Source organism: Pseudomonas sp. TH34 (genome assembly GCF_016650865.1).
GTDB lineage: Bacteria > Pseudomonadota > Gammaproteobacteria > Pseudomonadales > Pseudomonadaceae > Aquipseudomonas > Aquipseudomonas yamanorum.
Genome location: NZ_JAEKFB010000026.1, coordinates 33,610 through 57,890, shown reverse-complemented (window position 1 = coordinate 57,890; position 24,281 = coordinate 33,610). Strand labels below are relative to the sequence as shown.

General features: G+C 62.2%; 25 protein-coding genes and 1 pseudogene. 15 read left to right on the top strand and 11 right to left on the bottom strand.

Features of this window, described 5'->3' with window-relative positions; genetic code table 11:
• The first annotated feature begins 1 nt into the window (after position 1).
• From JFU58_RS20675 to phzG, 4 genes are read left to right on the top strand one after another with little or no spacing between them, the layout of a single operon-like run.
• A complete protein-coding gene (locus tag JFU58_RS20675) occupies positions 2 to 625 on the top strand; it encodes an isochorismatase family protein (protein ID WP_093209460.1) in 624 nt (207 codons plus the stop codon).
• Positions 626 to 645: 20 nt separating this feature from the next.
• Positions 646 to 2,535 carry an anthranilate synthase family protein gene (locus tag JFU58_RS20670; protein WP_446739985.1) on the top strand — a complete coding sequence of 630 codons (1,890 nt, stop codon included), beginning with the start codon at positions 646 to 648 and terminating at the stop codon, positions 2,533 to 2,535.
• Positions 2,536 to 2,537: 2 nt separating this feature from the next.
• Complete coding sequence (locus JFU58_RS20665; protein ID WP_063029640.1) at positions 2,538 to 3,374, top strand: PhzF family phenazine biosynthesis protein; 837 nt, start codon at positions 2,538 to 2,540, stop codon at positions 3,372 to 3,374.
• Positions 3,371 to 4,039 (top strand): phenazine biosynthesis FMN-dependent oxidase PhzG, encoded by a 669-nt coding sequence (phzG, locus tag JFU58_RS20660; RefSeq protein WP_201142008.1) that lies wholly within the window; start codon positions 3,371 to 3,373, stop codon positions 4,037 to 4,039. Before JFU58_RS20665 ends, phzG begins: the two co-directional genes overlap by 4 nt.
• A 42-nt stretch (positions 4,040 to 4,081) precedes the next feature.
• Here phzG and yghX read toward each other — a convergent pair whose 3' ends face one another.
• Positions 4,082 to 4,969: a YghX family hydrolase gene (gene yghX, locus JFU58_RS20655; RefSeq protein ID WP_201142006.1), complete on the bottom strand. Its 888-nt coding sequence runs from the start codon at positions 4,967 to 4,969 to the stop codon at positions 4,082 to 4,084.
• Positions 4,970 to 5,013: 44 nt separating this feature from the next.
• Positions 5,014 to 5,508, bottom strand: a complete 495-nt coding sequence (locus JFU58_RS20650; protein ID WP_063029646.1) for a PaaI family thioesterase — start codon at positions 5,506 to 5,508, stop codon at positions 5,014 to 5,016.
• A 118-nt stretch (positions 5,509 to 5,626) separates the two neighbouring features.
• On the opposite strand from JFU58_RS20650, the gene JFU58_RS20645 reads away from it, so the two are divergent.
• A complete protein-coding gene (locus tag JFU58_RS20645) occupies positions 5,627 to 6,181 on the top strand; it encodes a YceI family protein (protein WP_201142004.1) in 555 nt (184 codons plus the stop codon).
• 42 nt (positions 6,182 to 6,223) lie between these two features.
• Positions 6,224 to 7,378, top strand: a complete 1,155-nt coding sequence (locus JFU58_RS20640) for an MFS transporter (protein WP_201142002.1) — start codon at positions 6,224 to 6,226, stop codon at positions 7,376 to 7,378.
• Here JFU58_RS20640 and JFU58_RS20635 read toward each other — a convergent pair.
• The gene (locus JFU58_RS20635) at positions 7,375 to 8,268 is read right to left on the bottom strand and encodes a DMT family transporter (protein WP_201142000.1); all 894 of its coding nucleotides are present in this window, start codon (positions 8,266 to 8,268) and stop codon (positions 7,375 to 7,377) included. The genes JFU58_RS20640 and JFU58_RS20635 overlap by 4 nt on opposite strands.
• 90 nt (positions 8,269 to 8,358) lie before the next feature.
• On the opposite strand from JFU58_RS20635, the pseudogene JFU58_RS20630 reads away from it, so the two are divergent.
• Positions 8,359 to 9,675 (top strand): annotated as a pseudogene (locus JFU58_RS20630) (aminotransferase-like domain-containing protein); the annotation flags it as partial.
• A gap of 10 nt (positions 9,676 to 9,685) precedes the next feature.
• On the opposite strand, the gene JFU58_RS20625 reads toward JFU58_RS20630, so the two are convergent.
• Positions 9,686 to 10,117, bottom strand: coding sequence for a nuclear transport factor 2 family protein (locus JFU58_RS20625; protein WP_063029654.1), 432 nt, complete (start codon positions 10,115 to 10,117; stop codon positions 9,686 to 9,688).
• A 255-nt stretch (positions 10,118 to 10,372) separates the two neighbouring features.
• Between JFU58_RS20625 and JFU58_RS20620 the strand changes: the two genes are divergently transcribed.
• Both JFU58_RS20620 and JFU58_RS20615 read left to right on the top strand, forming a co-directional pair.
• Complete coding sequence (locus tag JFU58_RS20620) at positions 10,373 to 10,843, top strand: RidA family protein (protein WP_201141998.1); 471 nt, start codon at positions 10,373 to 10,375, stop codon at positions 10,841 to 10,843.
• Between the two features lie 6 nt (positions 10,844 to 10,849).
• Complete coding sequence (locus JFU58_RS20615; protein WP_201141996.1) at positions 10,850 to 11,584, top strand: CPBP family glutamic-type intramembrane protease; 735 nt, start codon at positions 10,850 to 10,852, stop codon at positions 11,582 to 11,584.
• Positions 11,585 to 11,590: 6 nt separating this feature from the next.
• On the opposite strand, the gene JFU58_RS20610 is transcribed toward JFU58_RS20615, so the two are convergent.
• On the bottom strand, positions 11,591 to 12,010 hold the full coding sequence (locus JFU58_RS20610; RefSeq protein ID WP_242488303.1) for a hypothetical protein: 420 nt from the start codon (positions 12,008 to 12,010) through the stop codon (positions 11,591 to 11,593).
• 123 nt (positions 12,011 to 12,133) lie between these two features.
• Complete coding sequence (locus JFU58_RS20605) at positions 12,134 to 12,937, bottom strand: helix-turn-helix domain-containing protein (protein WP_242488302.1); 804 nt, start codon at positions 12,935 to 12,937, stop codon at positions 12,134 to 12,136.
• A 116-nt stretch (positions 12,938 to 13,053) separates the two neighbouring features.
• On the opposite strand from JFU58_RS20605, the gene JFU58_RS20600 reads away from it, so the two are divergent.
• Together JFU58_RS20600 and JFU58_RS20595 are read left to right on the top strand one after the other, a co-directional pair.
• Positions 13,054 to 13,371 carry a DUF2834 domain-containing protein gene (locus JFU58_RS20600; protein WP_063029662.1) on the top strand — a complete coding sequence of 106 codons (318 nt, stop codon included), beginning with the start codon at positions 13,054 to 13,056 and terminating at the stop codon, positions 13,369 to 13,371.
• Positions 13,371 to 13,793: an MAPEG family protein gene (locus JFU58_RS20595; protein ID WP_093209496.1), complete on the top strand. Its 423-nt coding sequence runs from the start codon at positions 13,371 to 13,373 to the stop codon at positions 13,791 to 13,793. The genes JFU58_RS20600 and JFU58_RS20595 overlap by 1 nt, the downstream gene beginning before the upstream one ends.
• On the opposite strand, the gene JFU58_RS20590 is transcribed toward JFU58_RS20595, so the two are convergent.
• The 3 genes from JFU58_RS20590 to JFU58_RS20580 are packed head-to-tail and all read right to left on the bottom strand — an operon-like array spanning position 13,783 to position 16,741.
• Positions 13,783 to 14,706 (bottom strand): sugar ABC transporter substrate-binding protein, encoded by a 924-nt coding sequence (locus JFU58_RS20590; protein ID WP_008436286.1) that lies wholly within the window; start codon positions 14,704 to 14,706, stop codon positions 13,783 to 13,785. The genes JFU58_RS20595 and JFU58_RS20590 overlap by 11 nt on opposite strands.
• A gap of 47 nt (positions 14,707 to 14,753) precedes the next feature.
• Positions 14,754 to 15,896, bottom strand: coding sequence for a phytanoyl-CoA dioxygenase family protein (locus JFU58_RS20585; RefSeq protein WP_201141994.1), 1,143 nt, complete (start codon positions 15,894 to 15,896; stop codon positions 14,754 to 14,756).
• Positions 15,896 to 16,741 (bottom strand): SDR family oxidoreductase, encoded by an 846-nt coding sequence (locus tag JFU58_RS20580; RefSeq protein WP_063029668.1) that lies wholly within the window; start codon positions 16,739 to 16,741, stop codon positions 15,896 to 15,898. Before JFU58_RS20580 ends, JFU58_RS20585 begins: the two co-directional genes overlap by 1 nt.
• A gap of 123 nt (positions 16,742 to 16,864) precedes the next feature.
• On the opposite strand from JFU58_RS20580, the gene JFU58_RS20575 reads away from it, so the two are divergent.
• Complete coding sequence (locus JFU58_RS20575) at positions 16,865 to 17,890, top strand: LacI family DNA-binding transcriptional regulator (protein ID WP_177026109.1); 1,026 nt, start codon at positions 16,865 to 16,867, stop codon at positions 17,888 to 17,890.
• 36 nt (positions 17,891 to 17,926) lie between these two features.
• Positions 17,927 to 18,931, top strand: coding sequence for an inositol 2-dehydrogenase (iolG, locus tag JFU58_RS20570; RefSeq protein WP_063029672.1), 1,005 nt, complete (start codon positions 17,927 to 17,929; stop codon positions 18,929 to 18,931).
• Positions 18,932 to 18,973: 42 nt separating this feature from the next.
• Here iolG and JFU58_RS20565 read toward each other — a convergent pair whose 3' ends face one another.
• Together JFU58_RS20565 and JFU58_RS20560 are read right to left on the bottom strand one after the other, a co-directional pair.
• On the bottom strand, positions 18,974 to 20,140 hold the full coding sequence (locus tag JFU58_RS20565) for a cystathionine gamma-synthase (RefSeq protein ID WP_063029674.1): 1,167 nt from the start codon (positions 20,138 to 20,140) through the stop codon (positions 18,974 to 18,976).
• The gene (locus JFU58_RS20560; protein ID WP_201141992.1) at positions 20,137 to 21,513 is read right to left on the bottom strand and encodes a pyridoxal-phosphate dependent enzyme; all 1,377 of its coding nucleotides are present in this window, start codon (positions 21,511 to 21,513) and stop codon (positions 20,137 to 20,139) included. The genes JFU58_RS20565 and JFU58_RS20560 overlap by 4 nt, the downstream gene beginning before the upstream one ends.
• A gap of 263 nt (positions 21,514 to 21,776) precedes the next feature.
• Between JFU58_RS20560 and atzF the strand changes: the two genes are divergently transcribed.
• A complete protein-coding gene (gene atzF, locus JFU58_RS20555; protein WP_201141990.1) occupies positions 21,777 to 23,576 on the top strand; it encodes an allophanate hydrolase in 1,800 nt (599 codons plus the stop codon).
• 2 nt (positions 23,577 to 23,578) lie between these two features.
• Positions 23,579 to 24,265 carry a GntR family transcriptional regulator gene (locus tag JFU58_RS20550; protein WP_201141988.1) on the top strand — a complete coding sequence of 229 codons (687 nt, stop codon included), beginning with the start codon at positions 23,579 to 23,581 and terminating at the stop codon, positions 24,263 to 24,265.
• The last annotated feature ends 16 nt before the right edge of the window (positions 24,266 to 24,281 follow it).

Genomic DNA, 24,281 nt, shown 5'->3' with positions numbered 1-24,281 from the left:
CATGACCGGCATTCCATCGATTGTCCCTTACGCCCTGCCTACTTCTCGCGACCTGCCCGTCAACCTCGCCCAATGGCGCATCGACCCCGAGCGCGCCGTGCTGTTGGTGCATGATATGCAGCGCTACTTCCTGCGGCCTTTGCCGGATGCCTTGCGTGAAGCCGTCGTGGGTAATTCCGCGCGCATTCGTCAGTGGGCGGTCGACCACGGCGTGCCGGTGGCCTACACCGCCCAGCCCGGCAGCATGAGCGAGGAGCAGCGCGGGTTGCTCAAAGACTTCTGGGGCCCCGGCATGAAGGCCAGCCCCACCGACCGCGAGGTGGTCGACGCCCTGACGCCCAAGCCCGGTGACTGGTTGCTGACCAAGTGGCGCTACAGTGCGTTTTTCCACTCCGACCTGCTGGAACGCATGCGCGCCACCGAGCGCGACCAGTTGATCCTGTGTGGGGTGTATGCCCATGTCGGTGTACTGATTTCCACGGTGGATGCCTACTCCAACGACATCCAGCCCTTCCTCGTTGCCGACGCAATCGCCGACTTCAGCAAGGAGCACCACTGGATGGCCATCGAATACGCCGCCAGCCGCTGTGCCATGGTCATCACCACCGACGAGGTGGTGCTATGAGCCAAGCCGCCGCCCGCCTCATGGAGCGCATCCTGCAACCGGCGCCCGAGCCGTTTGCCCTGTTGTATCGTCCGGAATCCAGCGGCCCCGGGCTGCTGGATGTGCTGATTGGCGAGATGTCGGAGCCACAGGTCCTGGCCGATATCGACTTGCCTGTGCCCTCGATCGGCGCTCCTCGCCTGGATGTACTGACGCTGATTCCCTACCGCCAGATTGCCGAACGCGGCTTCGAGGCGGTGGACGATCAGTCACCGCTGCTGGCGATGAACATTACCGAGCAGCAATCCATCGGCATCGAACAGTTGCTGGAGCTGCTGCCCAACGTGCCGATCCAGTTGAACAGCGAACGCTTCGACCTCAGCGACGCAAGCTATGCCGAGATCGTCAGCCGGGTGATCGCCAATGAAATCGGCTCAGGGGAGGGCGCCAACTTCGTGATCAAACGCACCTTTCTGGCGGAGATCAGCGAGTACGGCCCGGCCAGTGCGCTGTCGTTCTTTCGTCATCTGCTGGTGCGGGAGAAAGGGGTCTATTGGACGTTTATCATCCACACCGGCAGCCGCACCTTTGTGGGGGCATCTCCCGAGCGCCACATCAGTGTCAAGGATGGGCTGGCGGTGATGAACCCCATCAGTGGCACTTACCGCTACCCGCCTGCCGGCCCGAGCCTGACGGAAGTCATGGACTTCCTGGCCGACCGCAAGGAGGCCGATGAGCTGTACATGGTGGTCGACGAAGAGCTGAAAATGATGGCGCGCATTTGTGAGGATGGCGGCCACGTCCTCGGTCCTTACCTCAAGGAAATGACGCACCTGGCCCACACCGAGTACTTCATCGAAGGCAAGACCCGTCGCGATGTGCGCGAAATCCTGAGGGAAACCCTGTTCGCCCCGACCGTCACCGGCAGCCCGCTGGAAAGCGCCTGCCGGGTGATCCAGCGTTATGAGCCGCAAGGCCGGGCGTACTACAGCGGCATGGCCGCGTTGATCGGCAGCGATGGCAAAGGCGGGCGCTCCCTGGACTCGGCGATCCTGATTCGCACCGCCGACATCGACAACCGCGGCCAGGTGCGGATCAGTGTGGGCTCGACCATCGTGCGTCACTCCGAGCCGATGACCGAAGCTGCTGAAAGCCGGGCCAAGGCCGCCGGCCTGATTGCCGCCCTGAAAAACCAGGCACCCTCGCGCTTTGGCAACCATCTGCAAGTGCGCGCCGCATTGGCCAGCCGCAATGCCTATGTCTCGGACTTCTGGTTGATGGACAGCCAGCAGCGGCAACAGACCCAGGCTGACTTCAATGGGCGCCGGGTGCTGATTGTCGACGCCGAAGACACCTTCACCTCGATGATCGCCAAGCAGTTGCGGGCCCTGGGCCTGGTGGTGACGGTGTGCAGCTTCAGTGACGAGTACAGTTTCGACGGCTACGACCTGGTGATCATGGGCCCTGGCCCTGGCAACCCGAGCGATGTCCAACTGCCGAAAATCGACCATTTGCACGTGGCCATCCGCTCCTTGCTCAGCCAGCAGCGGCCGTTCCTTGCGGTGTGCCTGAGTCATCAGGTGTTGAGCCTGTGCCTGGGCCTGGAGTTGCAACGCAAGGCCATTCCCAACCAGGGCGTGCAAAAGCAAATCGACCTGTTCGGCAACGCCGAGCGGGTGGGTTTCTACAACACCTTCGCGGCCCAGAGTTCAAGTGACCGCCTGGACATCAACGGCATCGGTACTGTCGAGATCAGTCGCGACAGCGAGACCGGCGAGGTGCATGCCCTGCGTGGGCCGTCGTTTGCCTCCATGCAGTTTCATGCCGAGTCGCTGCTGACCCAGGAAGGCCCCCGCATCATCGCCGACCTGCTGCGGCACGCGCTCATCCATACACCTGTCGACAGCAGCGTTTCGGCCGCCGGGAGATAACCATGCACAAGTACGTCATTATCGACGCCTTCGCCAGCGTCCCGCTGGAAGGCAATCCGGTCGCGGTGTTCTTTGACGCCGATGATCTGCCGGCCGCGCAAATGCAACGCATCGCCCGAGAGATGAACCTGTCGGAAACCACCTTCGTGCTCAAGCCACGTAACGGTGGTGATGCGCTGATCCGGATTTTCACCCCGGTCAACGAACTGCCCTTTGCCGGCCATCCGTTACTGGGTACGGCCATTGCCCTGGGCGCGCACACCGATAATCACCGGCTGTACCTGGAAACCCAGATGGGCACCATCGCTTTTGAACTGGAGCGCCAGAACGGCAGCGTGATCGCCGCCAGCATGGACCAGCCGATACCGACCTGGACGGCCCTGGGCCGCGACGCCGAATTGCTCAAGGCCTTGGGCATCAGTGAATCGACCTTTCCCATCGAGATCTATCACAACGGCCCGCGCCATGTGTTTGTTGGTCTGCCGAGTATCGAGGCCTTGTCGGCCCTGCACCCAGACCATCGTGCGCTGTCCAGCTTCCACGACATGGCCATCAACTGTTTTGCCGGCGCGGGACGGCGCTGGCGCAGCCGGATGTTCTCACCGGCTTACGGTGTGGTCGAGGATGCGGCCACCGGCTCCGCTGCCGGGCCACTGGCGATTCACCTGGCGCGCCATGGCCAGGTCGAGTTCGGCCAGCAGGTGGAGATTTTGCAGGGCGTGGAAATCGGCCGCCCTTCACTGATGTTTGCCAGGGCGGAGGGCCGCGCCGATCAACTGACGCGCGTCGAAGTATCGGGGAATGGCGTCACGTTCGGACGGGGGACCATCGTTTTATGAACAGTTCAGTACAAGGCAAACCGCTGTTGGGTAAAGGCATGTCGGAATCCCTCACCGGCACGCTGGATGCCCCGTTCCCCGAGTACCAGACCCTGCCCGCCGACCCCATCGGCGTGCTGCGCAACTGGCTGGAGCGTGCACGACGGGTGGGCATCCGCGAACCCAAGGCGCTGGCGCTGGCCACCGCCGACAGCCAGGGCCGGCCCTCGACACGGATCGTGGTCATCAGTGAGATCAGTGACACGGGGTTGCTGTTCAGCACCCATGCCGGCAGCCAGAAAGGCCGTGAACTGACCCACAACCCCTGGGCTTCGGGTGTGCTGTATTGGCGCGAAACCAGTCAGCAGATCATCCTCAATGGCCAGGCCGTGCGCTTGCCGGATGCCAAGGCGGATGAGGCGTGGCTCAAGCGCCCGTATGCCACGCATCCGATGTCGTCGGTGTCGCGCCAGAGTGAAGAGCTGGAAGATGTGCAGGCCATGCGCGATGCCGCCAGGGAGCTGGCTGATGTTCAAGGCCCGCTGCCGCGTCCCGAGGGGTATTGTGTATTTGAGTTGCGACTGGAATCCCTGGAGTTTTGGGGGAATGGGCAGGAACGGCTGCATGAGCGGTTGCGGTATGACCGCAGCGATACAGGCTGGCGGGTGCGACGTTTGCAGCCTTGAGTAGCAGGGGGGCTGGCGTGCCAGCCCCCCGACAGGGTGTGTTCAGACCAGATACTTTTTAAACCAACCCAAGGTCCGCTCCCACGCCAGATTCGCCGCCGCCTCGTCATACCTTGGCGTCGAATCATTGTGAAACCCGTGATTGGCGCCTTTGTAGATAAACGCCTCGTACGTCGTGCCGGCTGCCTTCAACGCCTTCTCATACGCCGGCCAGCCCTCATTGATCCGTGTATCCAGCTCACCGTAATGCAACATGATCGGTGCCTTGATCCGTGGCACGTCCTTGGCCTCAGGCTGACGCCCGTAAAACGACACCGCCGCACTCAACTCCGGATAAGCCACCGCCGCCGCATTCGTCACGCCGCCGCCATAACAGAACCCGGTGATCCCCACCTTGCCAGTGCTTGCATCGTGGTGCATCAACCATTCGATGGCCGCGAAAAAGTCGTTCATCAGCTTCTCGGGATCGACTTTCTGCTGCAGCTCCACACCTTTCTCATCGTTGCCGGGATAACCGCCAACGGAGGTCAAGCCATCCGGTGCCAGGGCAATGAATCCGGCCTTGGCCAACCGACGGGCGACGTCTTCGATATACGGGTTCAGCCCACGGTTCTCATGCACCACCACCACCGCCGGCACCTTGCCGCTGGCCTTGGCCGGGCGCACCAGGTAGCCGCGCACCGTGCCGTTGCCCTTGGGTGACGGGTAGGTGATGTAGTCGGCGACGATATCCGGGTCGGTGAATTTCACCTGCTCGGCCAGCGCGTAGTTGGGGCTCAGGGCGGCGAGCAGCGCCGAGGCCGTCAGCCCGCCAAAGGTGAACAGCGCCGCTCGGTCGAGAAATTCCCGGCGGTTGATCTTGCCGTGGGCGTAGCCGTCGTAAAGCTCCAGCAGTTCAGGGGCGAAATCTTTGGCGGTCAGACGAGTCATCGGTAGCGTCCTCGATTAGCAGTGGGACTGAATGTAGACCAGTATCAGGCTTCCCGGCCATGGGCGGCGGCTGCCAATTGCCCGGTGTCGACCCGCACGAAGACCGAATCGCCAATGGCCGTCAGCACGCCATCGGCGTACACCTCGCACACCACGCGGCTCTTGCGGCCCACGTCACCTTCGACTTTCGCGCGCAAGGTCAGCGGTACGCCCATCGGTGTCGGCTTGATGAATTTGATCCCCAGGTTGCCGGTCACGCAGTCGATACGCGGCAGGCTGCCGGGTTCGCGTTGCTCGGCCCGGTAGTGGTAGGCCATGGCGGTCCAGTTCGAGTGACAGTCCACCAGCATCGCGATCAAGCCGCCGTAGACCAGGTCTGGCCAGCCGCAGTATTGGGCGTCCGGCTGGTGCTCGGCGATCACGTGGATACCGTCGGCGTCCCAGCGGCTCTTGATGTGCAGGCCGTGGGGGTTGCGGCTGCCGCAGCCATAACAGACGCCTTCGGGGGCGGTGGTGTCTTGCAGGGAAAGCGCGGGCATCGTGGCTCCTTATTGTTTGAGTTCCGTCGGGGTACGAGCCTAATGCCAGGCACGTGAATAAATCCAGCACCTACGCTGTTAGCAGTGCACAGCGTGTTCATTCCCGATTGAGAATCCCATGAAACCTCGATTGCTAGCGGCCTTCCTTACCCTCGGCACCTTGTCCAACGCGTATGCGGTTGAATACACCGACGTGAATCCGGCGGCCAGCACCCTCAGCTTCACCTATGACCAGATGGGCCAGCAGGTGTACGGCACGTTTGGCAGCTATTCGGCGACCCTGAATTTCGACACGCAAAACCCGGCCGCCGCCAGCACCGTACTGACCATCCAGCTGCCGAGCATCAATGCCGGCAGCGACGACGCCAACACCGAACTGCCCAAGCCCGGCTGGTTCGACATGACGACTTACCCGGTGGGCACCTTTACCTCGACCCACATCACAGACCTGGGCGGCAACCGCTACCTGTTCAGCGGCGACCTGACCCTCAAGGGCCAGACCCGGCCGGTGGAGGTCAAGGTGGCGCTCAAGGAGCAGAGCGGCATTGGCGTGTTCGACGGTGAATTCGTGCTCAAGCGCGACGACTTCAAGATCGGCGCGGGGGAGTGGGCGGACAGCGTGGTGTCCAATGGGATTGTCATCAAGTTCAAGATGGTTGCGCCTGAGCGCTGAGAGCTGAGATTCTGGCGGCTCTGAATAACGGTCGGTAACGTCATGGACGATATTGCTTACAGCGACAGGCAACGCTGGCTGGCCTTGACCCGCATCAACACCCTGTCGGTGCTGTCCCAGATTGTGCAAATCGGCACCATCACGCCGTTGCTGTCGCTGTCCCTGGAGCAGAAGGGCGTGGACCCGGCGAAAATCGGGGTGATTGTCAGTGCCTCTTGGATCGCGATCCTGCTGCTGTACAAGGTCGTCCCGCGGTTGCTGGGGCACCTGGGGCTGGTCAAGGCCAATCTTCTCAGTGTTGTGCTGACCGTGTTGGGGTTGATCGGCATGACGCTGACCCAATCACTGACGCTGCTGTTCGCCCTGAACTTTGTGCTGGGTATCGGGTTGATTCTGCGCTGGATCGCCTGTGATACCTGGATCGTCTCCGTGGCCACCGACAGCGAGCGCGGTCGGGCCATTGGTGTGCACGAAACCCTGATGGGCCTGGGGATTGCCGTCGGGCCATTGCTGCTGGTGGTGTTCGGCGTCGACAGTGGGATTCCCTATTACGCCTGCGCCGCCATCGTGCTGTTGTCTGGCGGGCTGGCACTGAGCTTGAAGGCGCATGACTCGCGGCCAAAAACGCCGGTGGAGAAACGTCACGGGAAACTGTTCAGTGTGATCCCGGTGGCGTTGTGTGGCGCGTTTATCGCCGGGTTCTCGGAGGCTTCTTCGGTGTCCTTCCTCGGCGCCTACAGCCTCTCGGCGGGCTATGTACTCACGGCGGCGACGTTGTTGATTTCGGTCTTCGGCATTGGCGGCACCGTGCTGCAACTGCCCATTGGCTGGATGGCCGACAAAAGCTCCTACAAGACCGGTCAGCTGATCTGTGGCCTGGTGGTGCTGTTGGGCACCCTGGCGATTCCATTCAGCCAAGGGCTGCCGTGGCTGTCGACGTTGATCGTCTTTGTATGGGGCGGCGCGATCGGCGGGATGAACACCCTGGCGGTGATCGAAGCAGGGGACCGGGTGGCCGAGCATCAGGTGTCTACCGCCATGACTGCGATTGCGCTGTTCTACACCCTGGGCAGTGTGCTCGGGCCGATTGCCGCGGGGGCGACGGTGTCCTATGTCAGCCCCCATGGCTTGATGATCAGTGTCGGGGTGGCCGGCGGGCTGTTTATCGCGCTATTGATGCTCAGGAGAATCCCTTAACGGGCGAATTTCCTGGCCCCCGCCACACACGCAATCACCGCAAACGTCACCACCAGCATGCCCAGGCTCACCGGTTCATGCAGCAGTGTGGCGGCCAGTGCCAGGCCGAAAAACGGTTGCAGCAACTGCAATTGCCCGACGGCGGCGATGCCGCCCTGGGCCAGCCCGCGGTACCAGAACACAAACCCGATCAGCATGCTGAACAGCGACACATAGGCCAGGCTCAGCCAGGCCGGCAGGCTGATGTTCACGAAGGAGGCAGGGGCGAGGATCGCCGTCAGAGGCGCCACAATCGGCAGCGAGATCACCAGTGCCCAGCAGATTACCTGCCAGCCACCCAGGGTGCGCGACAGCTTGGCGCCTTCGGCATAACCCAGGCCGCACACCAGTATCGCCAGCAGCATCAGCAAATCCCCGGCGGGCGCGGCGCTCAGGCCCTGGGCGATGGCGTAGCCCACCACCAGCAGGCTGCCCAGAATCGAAAACAGCCAGAACACCGGCTTGGGCCGCTCGCCGCCACGCAACAATACACCGAACACCGCGGTAGCCAGCGGCAGCAAGCCGACAAACACGATGGAGTGGGCGCTGGTGACGTACTGCAACGCCAGGGCGGTGAGTAGCGGGAAGCCGATCACCACGCCCAGTGCGACGATTGCCAAGGGCAACAACTGGGAACGGGCCGGGCGTTTTTCCTTGAACAGCCACAGCAGGCACAGGCCCAGCAGGGCGGCGATGGTGGCGCGGGCGACGGTCAGAAACACCGGATCAAACTCCAGCACCGCCAGGCGTGTGGCGGGCAGCGATCCGCTGAAGATCACCACGCCGATCAAGCCATTGATCCAGCCGCTGGGGTTGTGTTCCTGGGTGTTGAGGTGCGTGGTGCGTTCCATGGGGGTTGGCTCGATAAGGATAAGTTGCGTCTCCCGCATCCTATGATTCACCATTGAGACAATCAAAAAATTGTCATGGATACATCCTCTATGCCTCGCGCCCGCTACAAGACACTGGTGGATACCTTCGCCCGGGATATCCGCTCCGGCACGCTGGCGGCGGGCACCCGTTTGCCGACCCACCGCCAGTTGGCCGCCAGCCACGGCCTGGCGCTGGTCACGGCCAGCCGGGTGTACACCGAACTTGAGGCCATGGGCCTGGTCAGCGGCGAGACCGGGCGCGGGACCTTTGTGCGGGAAATCGCGTTGTCGCCGGGGCAGGGCATAGGGCAGATCGCCGTGGCGGCGGGCATGATCGACCTCAACTTCAACTATCCGTCGTTGCCGGGCCAGACCGACCTGCTGCGCACGGCGTTGCGTCAGTTGGCGTTGTCCGGCGACCTGTCGGCCCTGCTGCGCTACCAGCCCCACGCCGGTCGGTTGCACGAACGGGCGGCGGTGGCGCGCCACCTGGCGAGCCGTGGGTTGACGGTGCAGGCCGAGCAGGTATTGATCGTCAGCGGTGCCCAGCACGGGCTGGCGGTGACCATGATGTCGTTGCTCAAGCCCGGCGATGTGGTGGCGGTGGATGCGTTGACCTATTCCGGTTTCAAGGTGCTGGCCGAGACGTTGCACCTGGAAATCGTTGCAATCCCGGTGACCGCGACGGGCCCCGACTTGGTCTTTCTAGAAAAACTTTGCACCCGGCGTCCGGTACGCGCGGTGTACAGCATGCCGACCCTGCATAACCCGTTGGGCTGGGTGATGAGCAGGGAGCAGCGCGAGCACCTGGTGGCGATTGCCCGCCAGCATGATTTGATTCTGATCGAGGACGCTGCCTACGCATTTTTAGCTGAGGACCCGCCGCCGCCTGTGGCCGAGCTGGCACCGGAACGCACGGTGTATGTGTCGGGGCTGTCCAAGAGCGTTGCCACCGGCCTGCGGGTGGGTTTCGTCGCCGCTCCGCACCCGTGGATGGCGGCGCTGGAGCGTACGGTCATGGCCACTACCTGGAACACTCCGGGGGTGATGACTGCGGTGGCTGCCGCGTGGATCGACGACGGCACGGTGCTGCAGCTGGAAGCGCAAAAACGTGAAGACGCCCAGGCGCGCCAGGCGGTGGCCGATGAGGTGTTGGCGGGGTTGAACGTTATCCGCCATCCGTCTTCGTATTTTCTGTGGCTGCCCTTGCCGGAAGATGCCCGCGCCGACCAGATCACCATGGCACTGGCACGGGAAAATATCTCGGTGTCCACGGCCGAACCGTTTGCCGTCTCGGCCCACGTGCCCCATGCCTTGCGAGTGGCGCTGGGGTCGGTGGACCGGGAGGTGTTGCGCGAGGCGCTGCTGAAAGTGCGCTGGGCGGTGGAGGCGGGACTCAGAATTTGTACGCCTGGCGCCCGATCAGCAGCCATTTGCCTTTCTGCTTCTGCCAGACCTGGAAGTTTTCAATTTCGGTAGGCACCTCGACGCCACTGTTTACCGCCTGGGCGGAAAAGTGGTTGCGCACCAGGGCGGTGTCGCCATTGAGGGTGATGGTCTGTTTCTGCATTTCCAGGGTCTTGAAGCCGCTTCTGCCGGTTTCAATGTCGGCGATAAATTCCTGCTTGTTCTGGACCTTGCCGCTGGAATGGCCGTAGGTGAGGTTGTTGGCGGTGAGGGCCTGCAGTTGCGGAATGTCCTTGTGCAGCATGGCCTGGGTCAGGTGGTCGACCGCAACGGCGACATCCTTGTCGGCTGCGGCAGGCGCGGCGGCCGCGTAACCGCTGAACAGGCACAGAAAACCAATCAGAACCTTGACGTTTTGCATGGGTGTTTCCTTGTTGTTGTGGGTACTGGGACGACTCAGGAGTTGCGCTTAAGTCGTCGTACAACCATGCCGTATTTCGTGGGATCAAGGAAAGTGAAATTTGTAGTGGGCCAGAATATAAGCGCTGTTTGTCAGTATTGGTCGTCGTATCACTTGCGAAATAGCGCTCGGCACTTCCCGTGGAAATGGCACATGGCTATGCTGTGGCCGGCGACTTCATGGTGTGGATCGCAACAGCCAGTGAGGACAACAAAAATGACACCGGACCAAAAATACGCGGCGGCCATGGTGCGCCTGGGTTATCAACTCAACGAGTTCAAGATCGGCGGCAACTACACGCCGCTGCTGAGGGATGGCAATCACGTTTATATCAGCGGCCAGATCCCACGGGTGGGTGACACGATCGTGCTGCCCGGCAAGGTCGGCGAAAGCCTAAGCCTGGCCGATGCACAGATTGCCGCCGGCGTCAGCGCATTGCGTTGCCTGGGCTTGCTCAAGCAGGCACTGGGCTCCCTGGATCAGGTCAAGGCGATCCTCAAGATCAATGTGTACGTGCGCAGCGCGGATGACTTTGACCAGCAAAGCGAAGTGGCCAACGGTGCGTCGGACCTGTTGAGCGAGATCCTGGGGACTGCCGGTTCTCACACGCGCACCTCGGTGGGCGTGCTGCAACTGCCCAAGGGCGCCGCCGTGGAAATCGACATGATCGCTGTAGCACAGGGCTGACGCCGAGTGATCGCCGACGCTTTTACAGTCCTGATTCACTATGGGATTTATCTGCTTCCAGGGCTGATCCTGTTTGGCCTGTGGTTCGGCCTCACGCCAAAAACGTTGCCGGGCGTGCGCATCGTTATTCTGCTGTTGGCCTTCGTGCTGATGCGCGATGCGATGACGCCATTGGGCATGTGGTCGCTGAGCCGCGAGGTGCAGATCCAGTTCACGGCCAATCCCTTCGTGCTGGCGGCGCTGGGCGGCTTATCCCTTGGGCTGATCGCACTGCTCGCGCGCCTGGCCCCGGAGTTATGGCAACTGACGGTGCTGTTCAAGGGCAATCGCGCTGTGGGCCTGGCAGTGGGGTTGGTGGCCGGCAGTTTGATTGGCCTGCCATTGCGCCTGTATCAAGGCATCGAACCGGCGGCAATCCCGGCTTACTGGACCTGGCTGATGGGCATGCTGGTGCTTGCCTACTGCGCCAATGCGCTGGAAGAGGTGTTGTTTCGCGGCTTCTTGCAGGGCTATCTCGAACAGCACGTTAGGCCGCTGCGTGCGGCGTTGCTCAGCGGGCTGGCGTTCGCCGCGTGCCATTCATTTTTGGCCCTGAGCGTGACGCAACTGGGCTGGCCGGTGCTGGCCTTTACCCTGATTGAAGGCGTGGTCTGCGGGCTGGTGCGAATGCGCTACGGTGTGGTGGCGGCGACGGCCACCCATGGCACGGCGATCTTGCTGATTGCCGTGCCGATGGTGTGAGTTGTCTCAGGCCTGTACATCCACGCCGATGTGGGCCTGGAGCCAATCCTTGTAGACCGCGATGTTATCGGTCGACTGGTCGCCATTTTTCGCGGTGACGGTCTTGCCGTCCAGGCGCCCGATATCGAGCAGGTACTGAAGACCGTTGGCCACATGGGTGGCGTCGCTTTTGCTGAGTGACTGAACATCAGGCAGTGCGACGGCATTGTTTTCATCGTCGAAGGTCGCCCAAGAGGGATTGGCCCTGGCGGTGGCAACGGTTTGCGCGGTCGAGCGCACTTGCTCCTGATAGCTGGCTTCCAGCTTGGCCTTGATCTCGGGCGTGGCGTTGGTGACTTCAATCCTGCCGGCCCGCAGGGTGCCGTTTTCCATGGACTGGGTCAGGCTCTTCTGGGCCAGTGCGATGAGGCTGGTGCTTCCGATCATGATGCTGCTCCCTGGTTGGTAGCAGAGGCAGAGCAAGAGTCAGGCCATGTGCTGCAAGGCCAGTGCTGCGGGGCCGCTGGGCAGGGGAGTGGTCAGGGGTTGCCGGATCCGGCAAGGCATTGCCTATTTCGACCGCTCATACGCCGCGGTCATCACCTGCCACGTCTGCGCATCCGCCGGAATCAAATGCTCAATGCGCAACGACGTCACCGTGATGTCCTGGGGCATGCCGAAGGTGGTGAAGGTCGACATGAAGTTCAGCTCACCTTCACGGGAGTTGACGCGTGTCAGCACCAGTGGCGGTGGTTCATTGACCAAGGCTTCGGTACTTTGCGGGGCTGGCAGGCTGTCCAGAAGCCTGGCAAGTTCGGGGTTGCCCAACGCCTCGCGCGTCGCCCGTTGCCAAGCGATGGTGCGGATTTCTTCAGCGTTGATCAAATGATCACCCAGGCCGCCAGGCTGTAGCAGGGTGACCAGCAAATTCAATCCATCAGCCGCCTCCGGTTTGATCCCCACCAGCTCGAACAGCACCTGGGTACTGGCGTTGGCGGCGAGCACTTCCCAATGGCTGCCCAGCACGATCGCCGGCGCAGGATTGTTCGCGTGGAGCACATGGCTGATCGCCTCGCGAATGGCCTCCATGGAGGGCGAGGAGAGCGGGGTTGCCTCATAACGCGGGGCGAAGCCGGCGGCGAGGAACACGCTGTTGCATTGCTCCAGCGGAACCTCCAGCGCCATCAGCAAATTATGCAAGGTGCCCGGGCTCGGCTTGGCGCGTCCGGTCTCGATGCAGCTCAGGTGGCGTTGGGAAACCCCGGTGATCAGCGCCAGTTCCAGCTGGCTCAATCTGGCGTGCCGACGCAGCACGCGCAATTGCGTGCCGGCGGTAGTGTCGGGGTTGGCGCGGGGGAAAGGTTGGCTGCTCATGGGTTGACTCTGGCCGTGCGGGTCGGTGGTGTCGATGACCTTTGAGGTCATTGAGAGGGGAACGACGTTATCACTAATGTGCAGCTTCCCGAACCGTTGTCTCCAAGGAGGAGAACATGCGCAGACCCTGGATTGCCCTGGCCGGGTTGTTGGCTTTTGCCCTGTACACATTGATCACGATGCTGATCGCCGATCAATCGCTCATGGCGTTCGGGCTTGAATTGATGTCGAGGCCGGACACTGCCCAGGTGGTGATTGACTTGTATCTGATGGCGGTGATGGCGTGCATGTGGATGTGCCGGGATGCGCGGTCCAGGGGCAAATCCTTGGCATCGGTATTGCCTTATTTACTGGTAACGGCGGTTTTCGTATCCATCGGTCCGCTGCTGTATATCGTGGTCAACGGGTTCCGCGAACCTTCAGGGGGCCAGTGATGGAGGTTTATGCGCTGTGCGTGCTGGTGCTGTTCTTGAAGATGCTGGCGATCTCTTGCTACCAAGGCTTCTTTCGGCTCAGATACCGTGCATTCACTAACCATGAGGATGCAGCTTTCTTCCATCGCGATGCGAATCCCCAGGAGTTACCGCAAGTCTCCCGGGCCGAAAAGGCTTGGGCCAATGATCTGGAAAATATTCCGTTGTTCTTCATTTTGGGTGGCCTGTGCCTGGCGATGGAAACGCCAGGCACCGCTACCGCGGGGTTGTTCTGTCTGTTCACCGCTGCCCGTGTGATGCATACGGTGATGTATCTGAGCGGCCGCCAGCCCTGGCGCACCCTCGCTTATGGAGTGGGAGTGCTCTGTTTGTCGGGGCTGGCCGGTCTGCTTGGCGCTGGGCTGATAACAATCAAGGGGTGAGAAAGGCCTGATAGTTGTCCTTGGTGATCTGTTGATAGGGAATGGTCAGCTCCGCCGTGTAGGGCTGCTTCCTGATCATCTTCAGCGCCAGGTCAATCGAGCCGACGGCCTGGCCCTTGTTGTCCTGATAGGCCGTGACTACCAATAGATCTTTTTTGATCGCATCCAGGCCGGCGGGTCCGCCGTCGCTGCCGCCCACCAGGATGTCCTTGCCAGGGTGCATACCGGCCTGGGTAATCGCCATCGCGGCACCGATAGCCATTTCATCGGCATTGGCCGCCACGGCGTCGATTTTCTTGCCCGAGACGATCCAGTTGTTCATCAGGTCCATGGCCTTGCTGCGCTGCCAGTCGGCGCTTTGTTCTTCGACGATATGGATGTTGGGGTAATCCTTCAGTACGTTTTTCACGCCCTGTGTGCGGTTGTGGGTGGCGTTGTTAGAGAGCAAGCCGAGCATGATTGCGAGGTTGCCCTTGCCGTTCATTTTTTCCGCGAGGTAGCGCATCTGAATCTCGCCCGCTTTGATCTCGTCCGAGCCGACATAACCCACCCCGGCCGGTAAGCCGGGGATGTCCGGGCGACGGTTGACGTACACCAGCGGGATACCCGCCTGCTGGGCATTCACAGTCATTTTCTGGGTAGCGGCGGTGTCGACCGCGTTGACGATAATCGCGTCCATGCCTTGGGCAGAAAAGCTCTGCACCTGGTTCAGTTGGCGCACCACATCGCCTTGGGCGTCTTCGAATTGCAGGGTCACGTCGGTGAGGTCCCTGGCGTGGGCCGCCATGTAGTCACGCATCTGGGCGAGGAACACATCGTCCACCTGGGCGATGCTGACGCCGATGCGTGTCTCGGCGAGGGCGAGCGGGGTAACGATGAGGGTCAGGAGCAAGGTCAGCAGCTGTTTTTTCATGGTTTCAGTCCGTTTTTTGTTGTTTTGGAAGACGTTGAAAACATTCCTCAGCCTTGGCGTTTGGCGCGTAGTTGCGCAACGTGTTCGGCAAAGGTCTCGTAGGGCCAGCGTTCGTTCAGTGCCTGCAACATCAGTTGCTGCCCGGTTTGCGGAGCCAGGCCCTGTAAGGGTGGGTCGGTATCCAGATTGGTGGGAAAGGAATAGCCATCGGCGGTGCAGGCGATCACCGCGTGCAGCGCCTCGTCATCCATGACGTTGTCCGCCAGGCGCTCCAACAGGCAAGGGTAGAGCGCCAGCATCATCCGGTCGCGGTCCACAGCCTCCATCGTTTTGCCGAACGCCGAGGAGATTTGCAGCAGGTTGGCCATGCGCTGGCGGTCCGGTGTGCGATTGGTGCCAGCGGCGTGAAACAGGGCCGGGTTGAAGAACAGCAGGTCACCTTTGTTCAGCGGCAATTGCACTGCATGCTGCTGGAAGTACTCGATGAATTCAGTGCGCCTCCAGGCCAGGTAGCCCAGCGGGTATTGCTGGGAAAACGGCAGCAGTTGGGTCGGGCCGGTTTCCAGGGGCATGTCGCTATGGGCCACGGCCCCTTGCAGCGTGAGGTATTGGGACAGCGTATGCAGGGGCAACGGAAAGCGCTCCACCACGTCGATGGTCTGGAATCCCAGGTGATAATCACGGTGCGGTTGCTGGGCTTGGCCACCGGGGTGCACCACGTTGACCTGGGCCGTGACTTGGTAGCCTGGGCCGAGCCAGGCTTGTGCGATCAACCCCAGCAGTGGGTTGGCGTAATATTCGACAAAGGATGCCGGTGACTGTAGTGCCGCCTTCTGTAATGAGTTCCAGATACGTCCGTTACTGCCGGCCTTGGCGAAGTGGTCGGCGGCCACACCTTGCGCAGCCTCTTGGGCAAAGATCGCTTCGAATACCTGGCTGTGACGGTCGACCACGTCCAGGTCGGCGTAGCCCTGGCGCACCACCATCACTCCCGGCCCCTGGCTGAACAGGCGATGCAGTTCGTCCAGCACGGCGTGATGATCGCCGTTGCGCAGTGCCTGGGCTTGATAGATCGGGATGTTGCTGCACACTTCGGCGCAGTGCGGGTAGTCCTCGGCAGCCGCCTGCTTGGCACAGATCGAGTGAAAATCTTCCAGTTGCACTGCGTCGGCGCTGACAAAGGCAGGCATCACGCACCCTCCACCAGGCTCAGGGCCTGATCGGGGCGTGGGGTGCCGCCGTCGCCACAGCCGATGACGCCTTGCTCCAGGTCGATCACCGTGCCGGTCATCATTCCCGACTCGCGTGACAATAGAAATGCCACGCTCTGGGCCACCTCTTCAGGTTTGAGCAGGCGGCCGAAGGGCTGCGCGGCTTCGGCGGCCTCCAACCAGCCATCCCCGGCACCGTGGTAGTGCCGCTGGATTTCATCCTCGTGAGGTGTGTCCATCCAGCCGATGTTCAAGCCGTTGACCCGAATCCGGTTGCGCAGGGCGCTGAACGCTACGTTTTTGGTCAGAATCGCGAGAGCGCCCTTGGACGCCGCGTAGGCACTCAAGAACGATTGCCCGCCGTGGCCGGTGACACTCTGGATATTGACCACTGCACCTTCAACCCTCTGGCTGATCATCAGCTTCAAGGCTTCCTGCATCAGGAAAAACGGCGCCCTCACATTGACCGCAAATAGTCGGTCAAACAGTTCGGGGGAGGTGTCGAGAATGGTGCCGCGATCCGACATCCCGGCGCAGTTGATCAGCCCGTGGAGGGTGCCGAAGTGGGCACGGGCCGCCTCGATCACGGCGCGGCAGTCGCCGATCTGTTCCAGGTCCGCCTGGACAAACACCGCGCGGCAATCGAGCGCGGCCAACTGCCGTACTTGCTCCTGGCCCTGGTCCGGGCGGCGTCCGCAGATGATCAGGCCGGCAGCACCGCGCCGCGCGAGGGTATGGGCGACGGCAGCACCCAACCCCTGGGTGCTGCCGGTGACGACAAAGTATTGGCCTTTGAAGGTATGGCTGAGGTCGGTTGAAGGCATCGGGGTCTCCTGGGTTTTTGTTGTTTTGAAGGCCGGGCTCGACGCCGGGCAAAACTGAGACTAGCATTGCGGTCACCTCAATGAGTCTCAAAAAGACCTCAAAAAAACCTCAGGCTCAACGGCATGCTCGAACGCGCTAAACACTTTTCCATCAAGCAACTGGCCACCCAGGCGGGCGTCAGCAAGGCGACGGTCGATCGCGTCTTGCATGAGCGCGGCAGCGTGCACGCCCAAACCCGGCGGCGTATCGAACAGGCTCTGGATGAGCTGGAATCCCAGGAAAAAAATGGCTTGGCAGTAGGCCGGACCTTTCATGTCGATGTGATCATGCACACGCCCAAGCGCTTCAGTGCGGCGGTGCAGGCCGCCATCACCGCCCAACTGGGCAGCCTGGCACCGTTTCGTATCGCCCCGCGGTTTCATTTGTTCGAAGAAATCGAGCCTCAGGCGATGCACGACCAATTGCTGCGCTGCCTCGAGACCGGCAGCCAGGGTGTGGTGCTCAAGGCCGCGGACGAGCCGGCGGTGAATCTGGCGGTCAAGCACCTGGCGGCCGCAGGTATTCCGGTGGTGACCCTGGTCACCGATCTGCCCCACAGCGAGCGCATCGGCTACGTAGGCATGGATAACCGCACCGCCGGACAAACCGCCGCGTACCTTCTGTCCCGCTGGCTGTCACCCCAACCCCAGGAAGTGGCGGTGGTGATTGGCAGTGAATTGTTCCGGGGCGAGGAAGAACGCGAAATGGGTTTTCGCATGTGGCTGCGCGGCCGCGCGACGCACCTGCGGGTACTGGATATCAGCGGTGGGTACGGCGTGTATGACCGAACGTTTGCCCGGGTCACCGATGCGTTGAAGCAGCATCCCGAACTGAAGGCGGTGTACAGCGTCGGCGGTGGCAACCGCGCAATTGTCGACGCCTTCGCGGCTCTGGATCGCCCGTTGGACGTGTTTATTGCTCACGACCTCGACGAAGAGAATCGCCAGCTGTTGGCTGAAGAAAAAGTCGCCGCGATTATCGATCACAACCTGCAGATCGATGCGCGCCATGTGTTCCTGCACATCCTGCAATTTCATCGGCTGTGGAAGGCTGGGCCGATTGCGCCGTCACAGGTACAGATCGTCACACCGTTCAACCTGCCGGACTGAATCTCCAAACCCAATAACAATCCCAGGAGTTCGACCATGCTACGTATCGCTGTCCTTGGTGCAGGGCGCATCGCCAACATTCACGCGGCCAATGTCGCGGCCCATCCTGATGCCACTCTGGTGGTGGTCGCCGACCCCTGGCGGGAGGGCGTCGATGGCTTGGCTGCGCAGCTGGGTTGCGAGGCGGCCTATGACTGCGCAGCAGTGCTAAGTCGGGACGATATCGACGCGGTGGTGATTGGCACACCCACCGACACTCATATCGATTTGCTGCTGGCGGCCGTGTCCCAGGGCAAGGCCGTGCTGTGCGAGAAGCCCATTGACCTGAATTTCGCCAAGGCGCGGGCGGCGGCGCAAGCTGTGGAGCGCGAGGGCGGCAAAGTAATGCTGGGCTTCAACCGCCGCTTCGATCCCGACACGCTGCGCCTGCGCCAGGCCATCGACGCGGGGCAAATTGGTGCTGTGCGGCAGGTGATCATCACCAGCCGTGACCCGGGGTTGGCGCCACGGGATTACCTGGCACATTCCGGCGGCATCCTGCGGGACATGACCATTCATGACTTCGACATGGCGCGGCACCTGCTGGGTGAAGAGCCCATCGAAGTCAGCGCGATAGCCAGCCGGCTGGTAGACCCGAGCCTGGCGCAGATTGACGACTTCGACAGCGTGATGGTGCTACTGCGCACCGCATCCGGGAAACAGTGCCATATTAACTGCTGTCGGGAGGCGGTCTACGGGTATGACCAGCGACTTGAGGTGTCCGGGGCCAAGGGGGTGTTGCTCACGGATAACCATCGCCCCAGCACCTTGCGCCATTGGAACCACGAGCACACCGAGGCGTTGGAGCCGTTGCAGCATTTCTTCCTGGAACGTTATGCGGAGGCCTACCGCAATGAGTTGGGGCAGTTTATCCAGGCACTGAGCGCGGGGCGCGCGCTGCCCACCAACATGCGCGATGGGCTGTATGCGTTGCACTTGGCGGACTGTGCGCTGGAGTCCATCAAGACCGGGCGAATGGTAGAGGTCAATTACGCTATTTAAAGTGTTGCCGGAGCGGGCATGCTCGCTCCGGCAGTTTGCGCGTTAGATTTTTGCCAACGCCTGCGCCAGATCCGCCCGCAGGTCTTCCACGTCCTCAACCCCCACCGACAACCGCACCAACCCATCACCAATCCCCAGCTGCGCCCGGGTCGCTGCCGGGATGCTCGCATGGGTCATGATCGCCGGGTGCTCAATCAAACTTTCGACGCCCCCCAGACTTTCAGCCAACGCAAAGATCTTCACGTTTTCCAGGAAGCGTGTGGCGCCCGCCAGGTCGCTTTTCAGGTCTACCGAAATCATCCCGCCAAACCCACGCATCTGCCGGCGTGCCAGCTCATGCTGCGGGTGTGATGCCAGGCCTGGGTAATAAACCCGCGCCACTTGCGGCTGTTGCTCCAGCCATGTCGCCAGCTCCAGCGCATTGCTGCAATGGCGCTCCATGCGCAACGCCAATGTCTTCACCCCACGCAGGGTCAGGAACGCATCAAACGGTCCGGCAATCGCACCCACGGAGTTTTGCAGGAAGCCCACGCGTTCGGCCAGTTCAGGATTCTGGCCCACCACCGCAATGCCGCCGATCACATCCGAGTGGCCGTTGAGGTACTTGGTGGTGGAGTGCACCACGATGTCGAAACCCAACTCCAGCGGGCGCTGGATCCATGGGCTGGCGAAGGTGTTGTCTGCTACGCAGATGATGCCCCGGGCCTTGCAGATACGGGAGATGGCGCTGAGGTCGGTCAGGCTCAGCAGCGGGTTGCTCGGGGTTTCGACCCAGACCATGCGGGTGTCGTCCTGCAACGCGGCTTCGAAAGCCGACAGGTCGGTCAGGTCGACGAAGCTGAAACGATGCCCGGCGCTGCGTTGGCGAACTTTGTCGAACAGGCGGAAGGTGCCGCCGTACAAGTCATTGCCGGAGACCACGTGGGAACCGGCGTCGAGCAGTTCCAGCACGGTGGAAATCGCCGCCAGCCCCGAGGCAAACGCGAAGGCCTGGGTGCCGCCTTCCAGGTCGGCCACGCAGCGTTCCAGGGCGAAGCGCGTCGGGTTGTGGGAGCGCCCGTAGTCGAAGCCTTTGTGAACACCGGGGCTTTCCTGCAGGTAGGTGGAGTTGGCGTAGATCGGCGGCATCAGCGCCCCGGTGGTCGGGTCCGGGGATTGCCCGGCATGGATCACGCGGGTGGCGAAGGCGCTTTTATCGTGCTGGGTCATGCAAGGGATCTCCGTAAGTGATTGAGCAGGTCGACGCGGGTGATCAGGCCGTAAAAGCCCGAGGCGTCGGCAATGATTGCCACCAGTCCGCGATCCAGTTCGGCCTGCAATTGCGCAAGGCTGGCGCTGGGCGCAAGGGTGTGAAGAGCATTGGTCATGGCGCTGGCCACGGTCATGGAAAAATGCGCGGCGTTCTGATGCAGGCCGAGCAATACGTCCGACTCGTCGAGCACCCCCACCAGTTTTTGGCCGTCCACCAGCACCGGTAATTGCGACACGTCCGCCAGGCGCATGCGCTGGAAGGCGGTGAGCAGGCTGTCGTCGGGGCCGACGCTGATCACCCGGCCGTCCTCGAAACGGCGGGCGATCAGGTCGCGCAGGTCTCCGTAGTGTTTGTATTGGAGCAGGCCGGCATCGTTCATCCATTGGTCGTTGTAGACCTTGGACAGGTAGCGCGTGCCGGTGTCGCAGACGAAGGTGACGACGCGCTTGGGCTCGGTCTGTTCGCGGCAATAGCGCAGGGCGGCGGCGAGCAGGGTACCGGTGGAAGAGCCGCCGAGAATGCCTTCGGCCCGCAGCAGCTGGCGGGCGTGGTCGAAGCTTTCTTCGTCGCTGATGGAGTAGGCGTGGCACACGCTGGAGAGGTCGGCGATGGAGGGGATGAAGTCTTCACCGATGCCTTCCACGGCCCACGAGCCGGGTTCGATCATGGTACCGCTGCGGCTGTATTCCGCCATCACCGAGCCGACCGGGTCGGCCAGCACCATGGCCAGGTCGGGTTGTACGCGCTTGAAGAAACGGGTCAGGCCGGTGAGGGTGCCGGCCGAGCCGACGCCGACCACGATGGCGTCGAGGTCATGCTGGGTCTGGGCCCAGATTTCCGGCGCAGTGCTGGTCTCGTGGGCCAGGGGATTGGCCGGGTTGTTGAACTGGTCGGCGAAGAACGAATCGGGAATGTCCTTGGCCAGCCGTGCCGCCACGTCCTGGTAATACTCGGGGTGGCCTTTGCCGACGTCGGAGCGGGTGATGTGCACCTCGGCGCCCATGGCTTTCAGGTGCAAGACCTTTTCGGTGGACATCTTGTCCGGCACCACCAACACCACCCGGTAACCTTTGGCGCGGCCCACCAGCGCCAGGCCGAGGCCGGTATTGCCGGCGGTGGCTTCGATGATGGTGCCACCGGGGCGAAGGCGGCCGTCGCGTTCGGCGGCGTCGATCATGGCCAGGCCGATGCGGTCCTTGATGGAGCCGCCGGGGTTCTGGGATTCAAGCTTGAGGAACAGCGTGCACGGGCCGGTATCGAAGCGGCTGACCCGCACCAGCGGGGTGTTGCCGATCAGTTCGAGCACGGCTGGGCGGGAAGCGGTGGGCATGTCGTCACCTGCTACGGAAAGGGCGTATGGGATGGACAGCAGCGTCTACAGCATGGTTTCGAACATAGGCCGGTATCGACCCGCTCGCAACCGGGCGGCCGCCTGAATGTCTTTTTTGGCGCATTGCTGCTTCATCACGGAGCACGGTTGAGGGCGGCTAATTCGCCGGTTTTCTGCCAGCGCCACGTATTCATTGGCTTGCAGCTGATTGGCCCAGCGATTGCTAAAAGAAATCCAAACTTGGATACAAGATGGAATCCTCAATGCGCAACGAACAACTTGGCTGGACCCTTGGCGAATGGCAGGCCGCTTACCGCAGCCAGGCGCTGACCCCCGACATCCTGTTGACCCTGGCGGGCACGCTTCCCGCCGACGACAACGCCTGGATCAGCCGGGTACAACCGCAGCAGTTGCGTGACCAGTTGGCGCAACTGGCCGAGCGGCTTGTGGCGGTCGACGGCGATATCGACAAGTTGCCGTTGTATGGCGTGCCGTTTGCCATCAAGGACAACATCGATGCGGCAGGTTGGGAGACCACGGCGGCGTGTCCTGAGTTTGCCTATACAGCCAAGGCGGATGCATCAGTGGTGGCCCGGCTGCGGGCGGCCGGGGCGATCCTGATGGGCAAGACCAACCTGGATCAGTTCGCCACTGGCCTGGTGGGTACACGCTCGCCCTACGGCACGGTGGGTAACAGCTTCAACCCGGACTATGTCAGCGGCGGTTCCAGCTCGGGTTCTGCGTCGGTGGTTGCCCGTGGCCTGGTAGCGTTCTCCCTGGGCACCGACACCGCCGGCTCCGGGCGGGTACCGGCGGGCTTCAACAATATCGTCGGGCTGAAACCGACCAAGGGTCGACTGTCCAACACCGGGTTGGTGCCGGCCTGTCGCACCGTGGACTGTATTTCGGTGTTTGCGTTGACCGTTGAAGATGCCGAGACGGTTGCGGGCGTCGCTGCGGCTTACGACGGGAGCGACGCTTATTCACGCATCAATCCCAACACCGCGCCGGTAGCGGTGGGGGCCACGTTCAAACTGGCGGTGCCGGCCAGCCTGGAGTTTTTTGGCGACGCACAGAACCAGGCCGTGTTCGAACAGGCGCTGCTCAGGTTTCGATCCCTCGGGGCCGAGATCACGGCGGTGGATTTCAGCCCGTTCCAGCAACTCGCCGAGCAGCTCTATTACGGCTCCTGGGTTGCGGAGCGCACGGTGGCATTGGAAGGCATGCTCGCCAGCAACGCCGAAGCGATCAACCCGGTGGTGCGTGGCATCGTTGAAAACGGCCACAAGTACAGCGCCTGCGATGCCTATAAAGCCGAATACCTGCGCGCCGAACTGAGCCGCCGCATCAACGACACCCTGGCCGGTTTCGACGCCTTGCTGGTGCCGACCTCGCCGACGATTCGTACCCTGGCGGAAATGGCCTTGGAACCGGTGCTCTACAACTCGCAGTTTGGTTTCTACACCAACTTCACCAACCTGGCCGATCTCTCGGCACTGGCCGTGCCCGCCGGGCTGCGCAGCGATGGCCTGCCGTGCGGCATCACCCTGATTGCGCCTGCCTGGCACGACGCCGCCCTGGCGCATCTGGGTAAGCGTTGGCAGGCCGGCCTCGATCTGTCGCTGGGAGCTACCGAACGCAATCTGCCGCAACCGGCACCCGCGCGGCAGGCTCCGGGCAGCGTGCGGGTGGCGGTGGTGGGCGCGCACCTCACCGGGATGCCGCTGAATTTCCAACTGACCAGCCGCAACGCCGTGCTGGTGGAGCAAACCCTGACGGCGAGCCACTACCGCTTGCATGCGCTGCCTGGCACGGTTCCGCCCAAGCCGGGGCTGGCCAAGGATGATTCGGGCCGCTCGATCATCGTTGAACTGTGGGACATGCCGATCGCCCGCTTTGGCGAGTTCGTCGCGGAGATTCCGGCGCCGCTGGGTATCGGCAACCTGACCCTGGCGGACGGGCGCAGTGTGAAAGGGTTTATCTGCGAGCCCTGGGCCCTGGCAGGCGCCACCGACATCACCGAATTCGGTGGCTGGCGCGCCTACATGGCGAGCAGGAAATAGCCATGCAGCTCTCAACCACGAGAAAGCCCAGCGAACGGCCGGATAGCCTGGCGGAACGGGTCTACCAGCAGTTGAAGGACGACATCTTCGACTTTCGTTTGTTGCCGGGTGATCGCTTCAGTGAAGGTGACGTGGCCGAGCGCATGCAGGCCAGCCGCACGCCGGTGCGCCAGGCGCTGTATCGTCTGGAGCGGGAAGGGTACCTGGAGGTGTTCTTCAGGAGCGGCTGGCAGGTGCGGCCGTTCGACTTCAACTATTTCGAAGAGCTTTACGACGTTCGGATCGTGCTGGAGTTGGCCGCCGTCAATCGCTTGTGTGGCATGGCGGAGCAGGGGCTTGAAGGGCTTGGGGCGATTTGGCAGGTCGACGAAAGTGCGCGGCTGGATGACGCCCAGCTCGTTTCGGCGCTGGATGAGGCGTTCCACTGCGGGCTGGTGCAGGCCACGGGCAATGCTGAAATGGCGCGCATGCATTACGAGATTACCGAGAAAATCCGCATCATTCGGCGGCTGGATTTCACTCAGCAAGCGCGTATTGCAGCGACCTATGAGGAGCACGGAAGCATCCTCGATGCGATCTTGCAACGGCAAAGCGATCAGGCGCAGCAACTGCTCAAGACTCACATTGAGGTGAGCAAGCAGGAGGTGCGCAAGATCACGTTGCATCGGTTGGCGGTGGCGAGAGGATAAGCAGCCCTCGCCACAG

Coding starts and splice junctions, on each gene's coding strand:
- JFU58_RS20675 (WP_093209460.1), top strand. CDS start 2: ATGACCGGCATTCCATCGATTGTCCCTTACGCCCTGCCTACTTCTCGC.
- JFU58_RS20670 (WP_446739985.1), top strand. CDS start 646: ATGGAGCGCATCCTGCAACCGGCGCCCGAGCCGTTTGCCCTGTTGTAT.
- JFU58_RS20665 (WP_063029640.1), top strand. CDS start 2,538: ATGCACAAGTACGTCATTATCGACGCCTTCGCCAGCGTCCCGCTGGAA.
- phzG (WP_201142008.1), top strand. CDS start 3,371: ATGAACAGTTCAGTACAAGGCAAACCGCTGTTGGGTAAAGGCATGTCG.
- yghX (WP_201142006.1), bottom strand. CDS start 4,969: ATGACTCGTCTGACCGCCAAAGATTTCGCCCCTGAACTGCTGGAGCTT.
- JFU58_RS20650 (WP_063029646.1), bottom strand. CDS start 5,508: ATGCCCGCGCTTTCCCTGCAAGACACCACCGCCCCCGAAGGCGTCTGT.
- JFU58_RS20645 (WP_201142004.1), top strand. CDS start 5,627: ATGAAACCTCGATTGCTAGCGGCCTTCCTTACCCTCGGCACCTTGTCC.
- JFU58_RS20640 (WP_201142002.1), top strand. CDS start 6,224: ATGGACGATATTGCTTACAGCGACAGGCAACGCTGGCTGGCCTTGACC.
- JFU58_RS20635 (WP_201142000.1), bottom strand. CDS start 8,268: ATGGAACGCACCACGCACCTCAACACCCAGGAACACAACCCCAGCGGC.
- JFU58_RS20625 (WP_063029654.1), bottom strand. CDS start 10,117: ATGCAAAACGTCAAGGTTCTGATTGGTTTTCTGTGCCTGTTCAGCGGT.
- JFU58_RS20620 (WP_201141998.1), top strand. CDS start 10,373: ATGACACCGGACCAAAAATACGCGGCGGCCATGGTGCGCCTGGGTTAT.
- JFU58_RS20610 (WP_242488303.1), bottom strand. CDS start 12,010: ATGATCGGAAGCACCAGCCTCATCGCACTGGCCCAGAAGAGCCTGACC.
- JFU58_RS20605 (WP_242488302.1), bottom strand. CDS start 12,937: ATGAGCAGCCAACCTTTCCCCCGCGCCAACCCCGACACTACCGCCGGC.
- JFU58_RS20600 (WP_063029662.1), top strand. CDS start 13,054: ATGCGCAGACCCTGGATTGCCCTGGCCGGGTTGTTGGCTTTTGCCCTG.
- JFU58_RS20595 (WP_093209496.1), top strand. CDS start 13,371: ATGGAGGTTTATGCGCTGTGCGTGCTGGTGCTGTTCTTGAAGATGCTG.
- JFU58_RS20590 (WP_008436286.1), bottom strand. CDS start 14,706: ATGAAAAAACAGCTGCTGACCTTGCTCCTGACCCTCATCGTTACCCCG.
- JFU58_RS20585 (WP_201141994.1), bottom strand. CDS start 15,896: ATGCCTGCCTTTGTCAGCGCCGACGCAGTGCAACTGGAAGATTTTCAC.
- JFU58_RS20580 (WP_063029668.1), bottom strand. CDS start 16,741: ATGCCTTCAACCGACCTCAGCCATACCTTCAAAGGCCAATACTTTGTC.
- JFU58_RS20575 (WP_177026109.1), top strand. CDS start 16,865: ATGCTCGAACGCGCTAAACACTTTTCCATCAAGCAACTGGCCACCCAG.
- iolG (WP_063029672.1), top strand. CDS start 17,927: ATGCTACGTATCGCTGTCCTTGGTGCAGGGCGCATCGCCAACATTCAC.
- JFU58_RS20565 (WP_063029674.1), bottom strand. CDS start 20,140: ATGACCCAGCACGATAAAAGCGCCTTCGCCACCCGCGTGATCCATGCC.
- JFU58_RS20560 (WP_201141992.1), bottom strand. CDS start 21,513: ATGCCCACCGCTTCCCGCCCAGCCGTGCTCGAACTGATCGGCAACACC.
- atzF (WP_201141990.1), top strand. CDS start 21,777: ATGCGCAACGAACAACTTGGCTGGACCCTTGGCGAATGGCAGGCCGCT.
- JFU58_RS20550 (WP_201141988.1), top strand. CDS start 23,579: ATGCAGCTCTCAACCACGAGAAAGCCCAGCGAACGGCCGGATAGCCTG.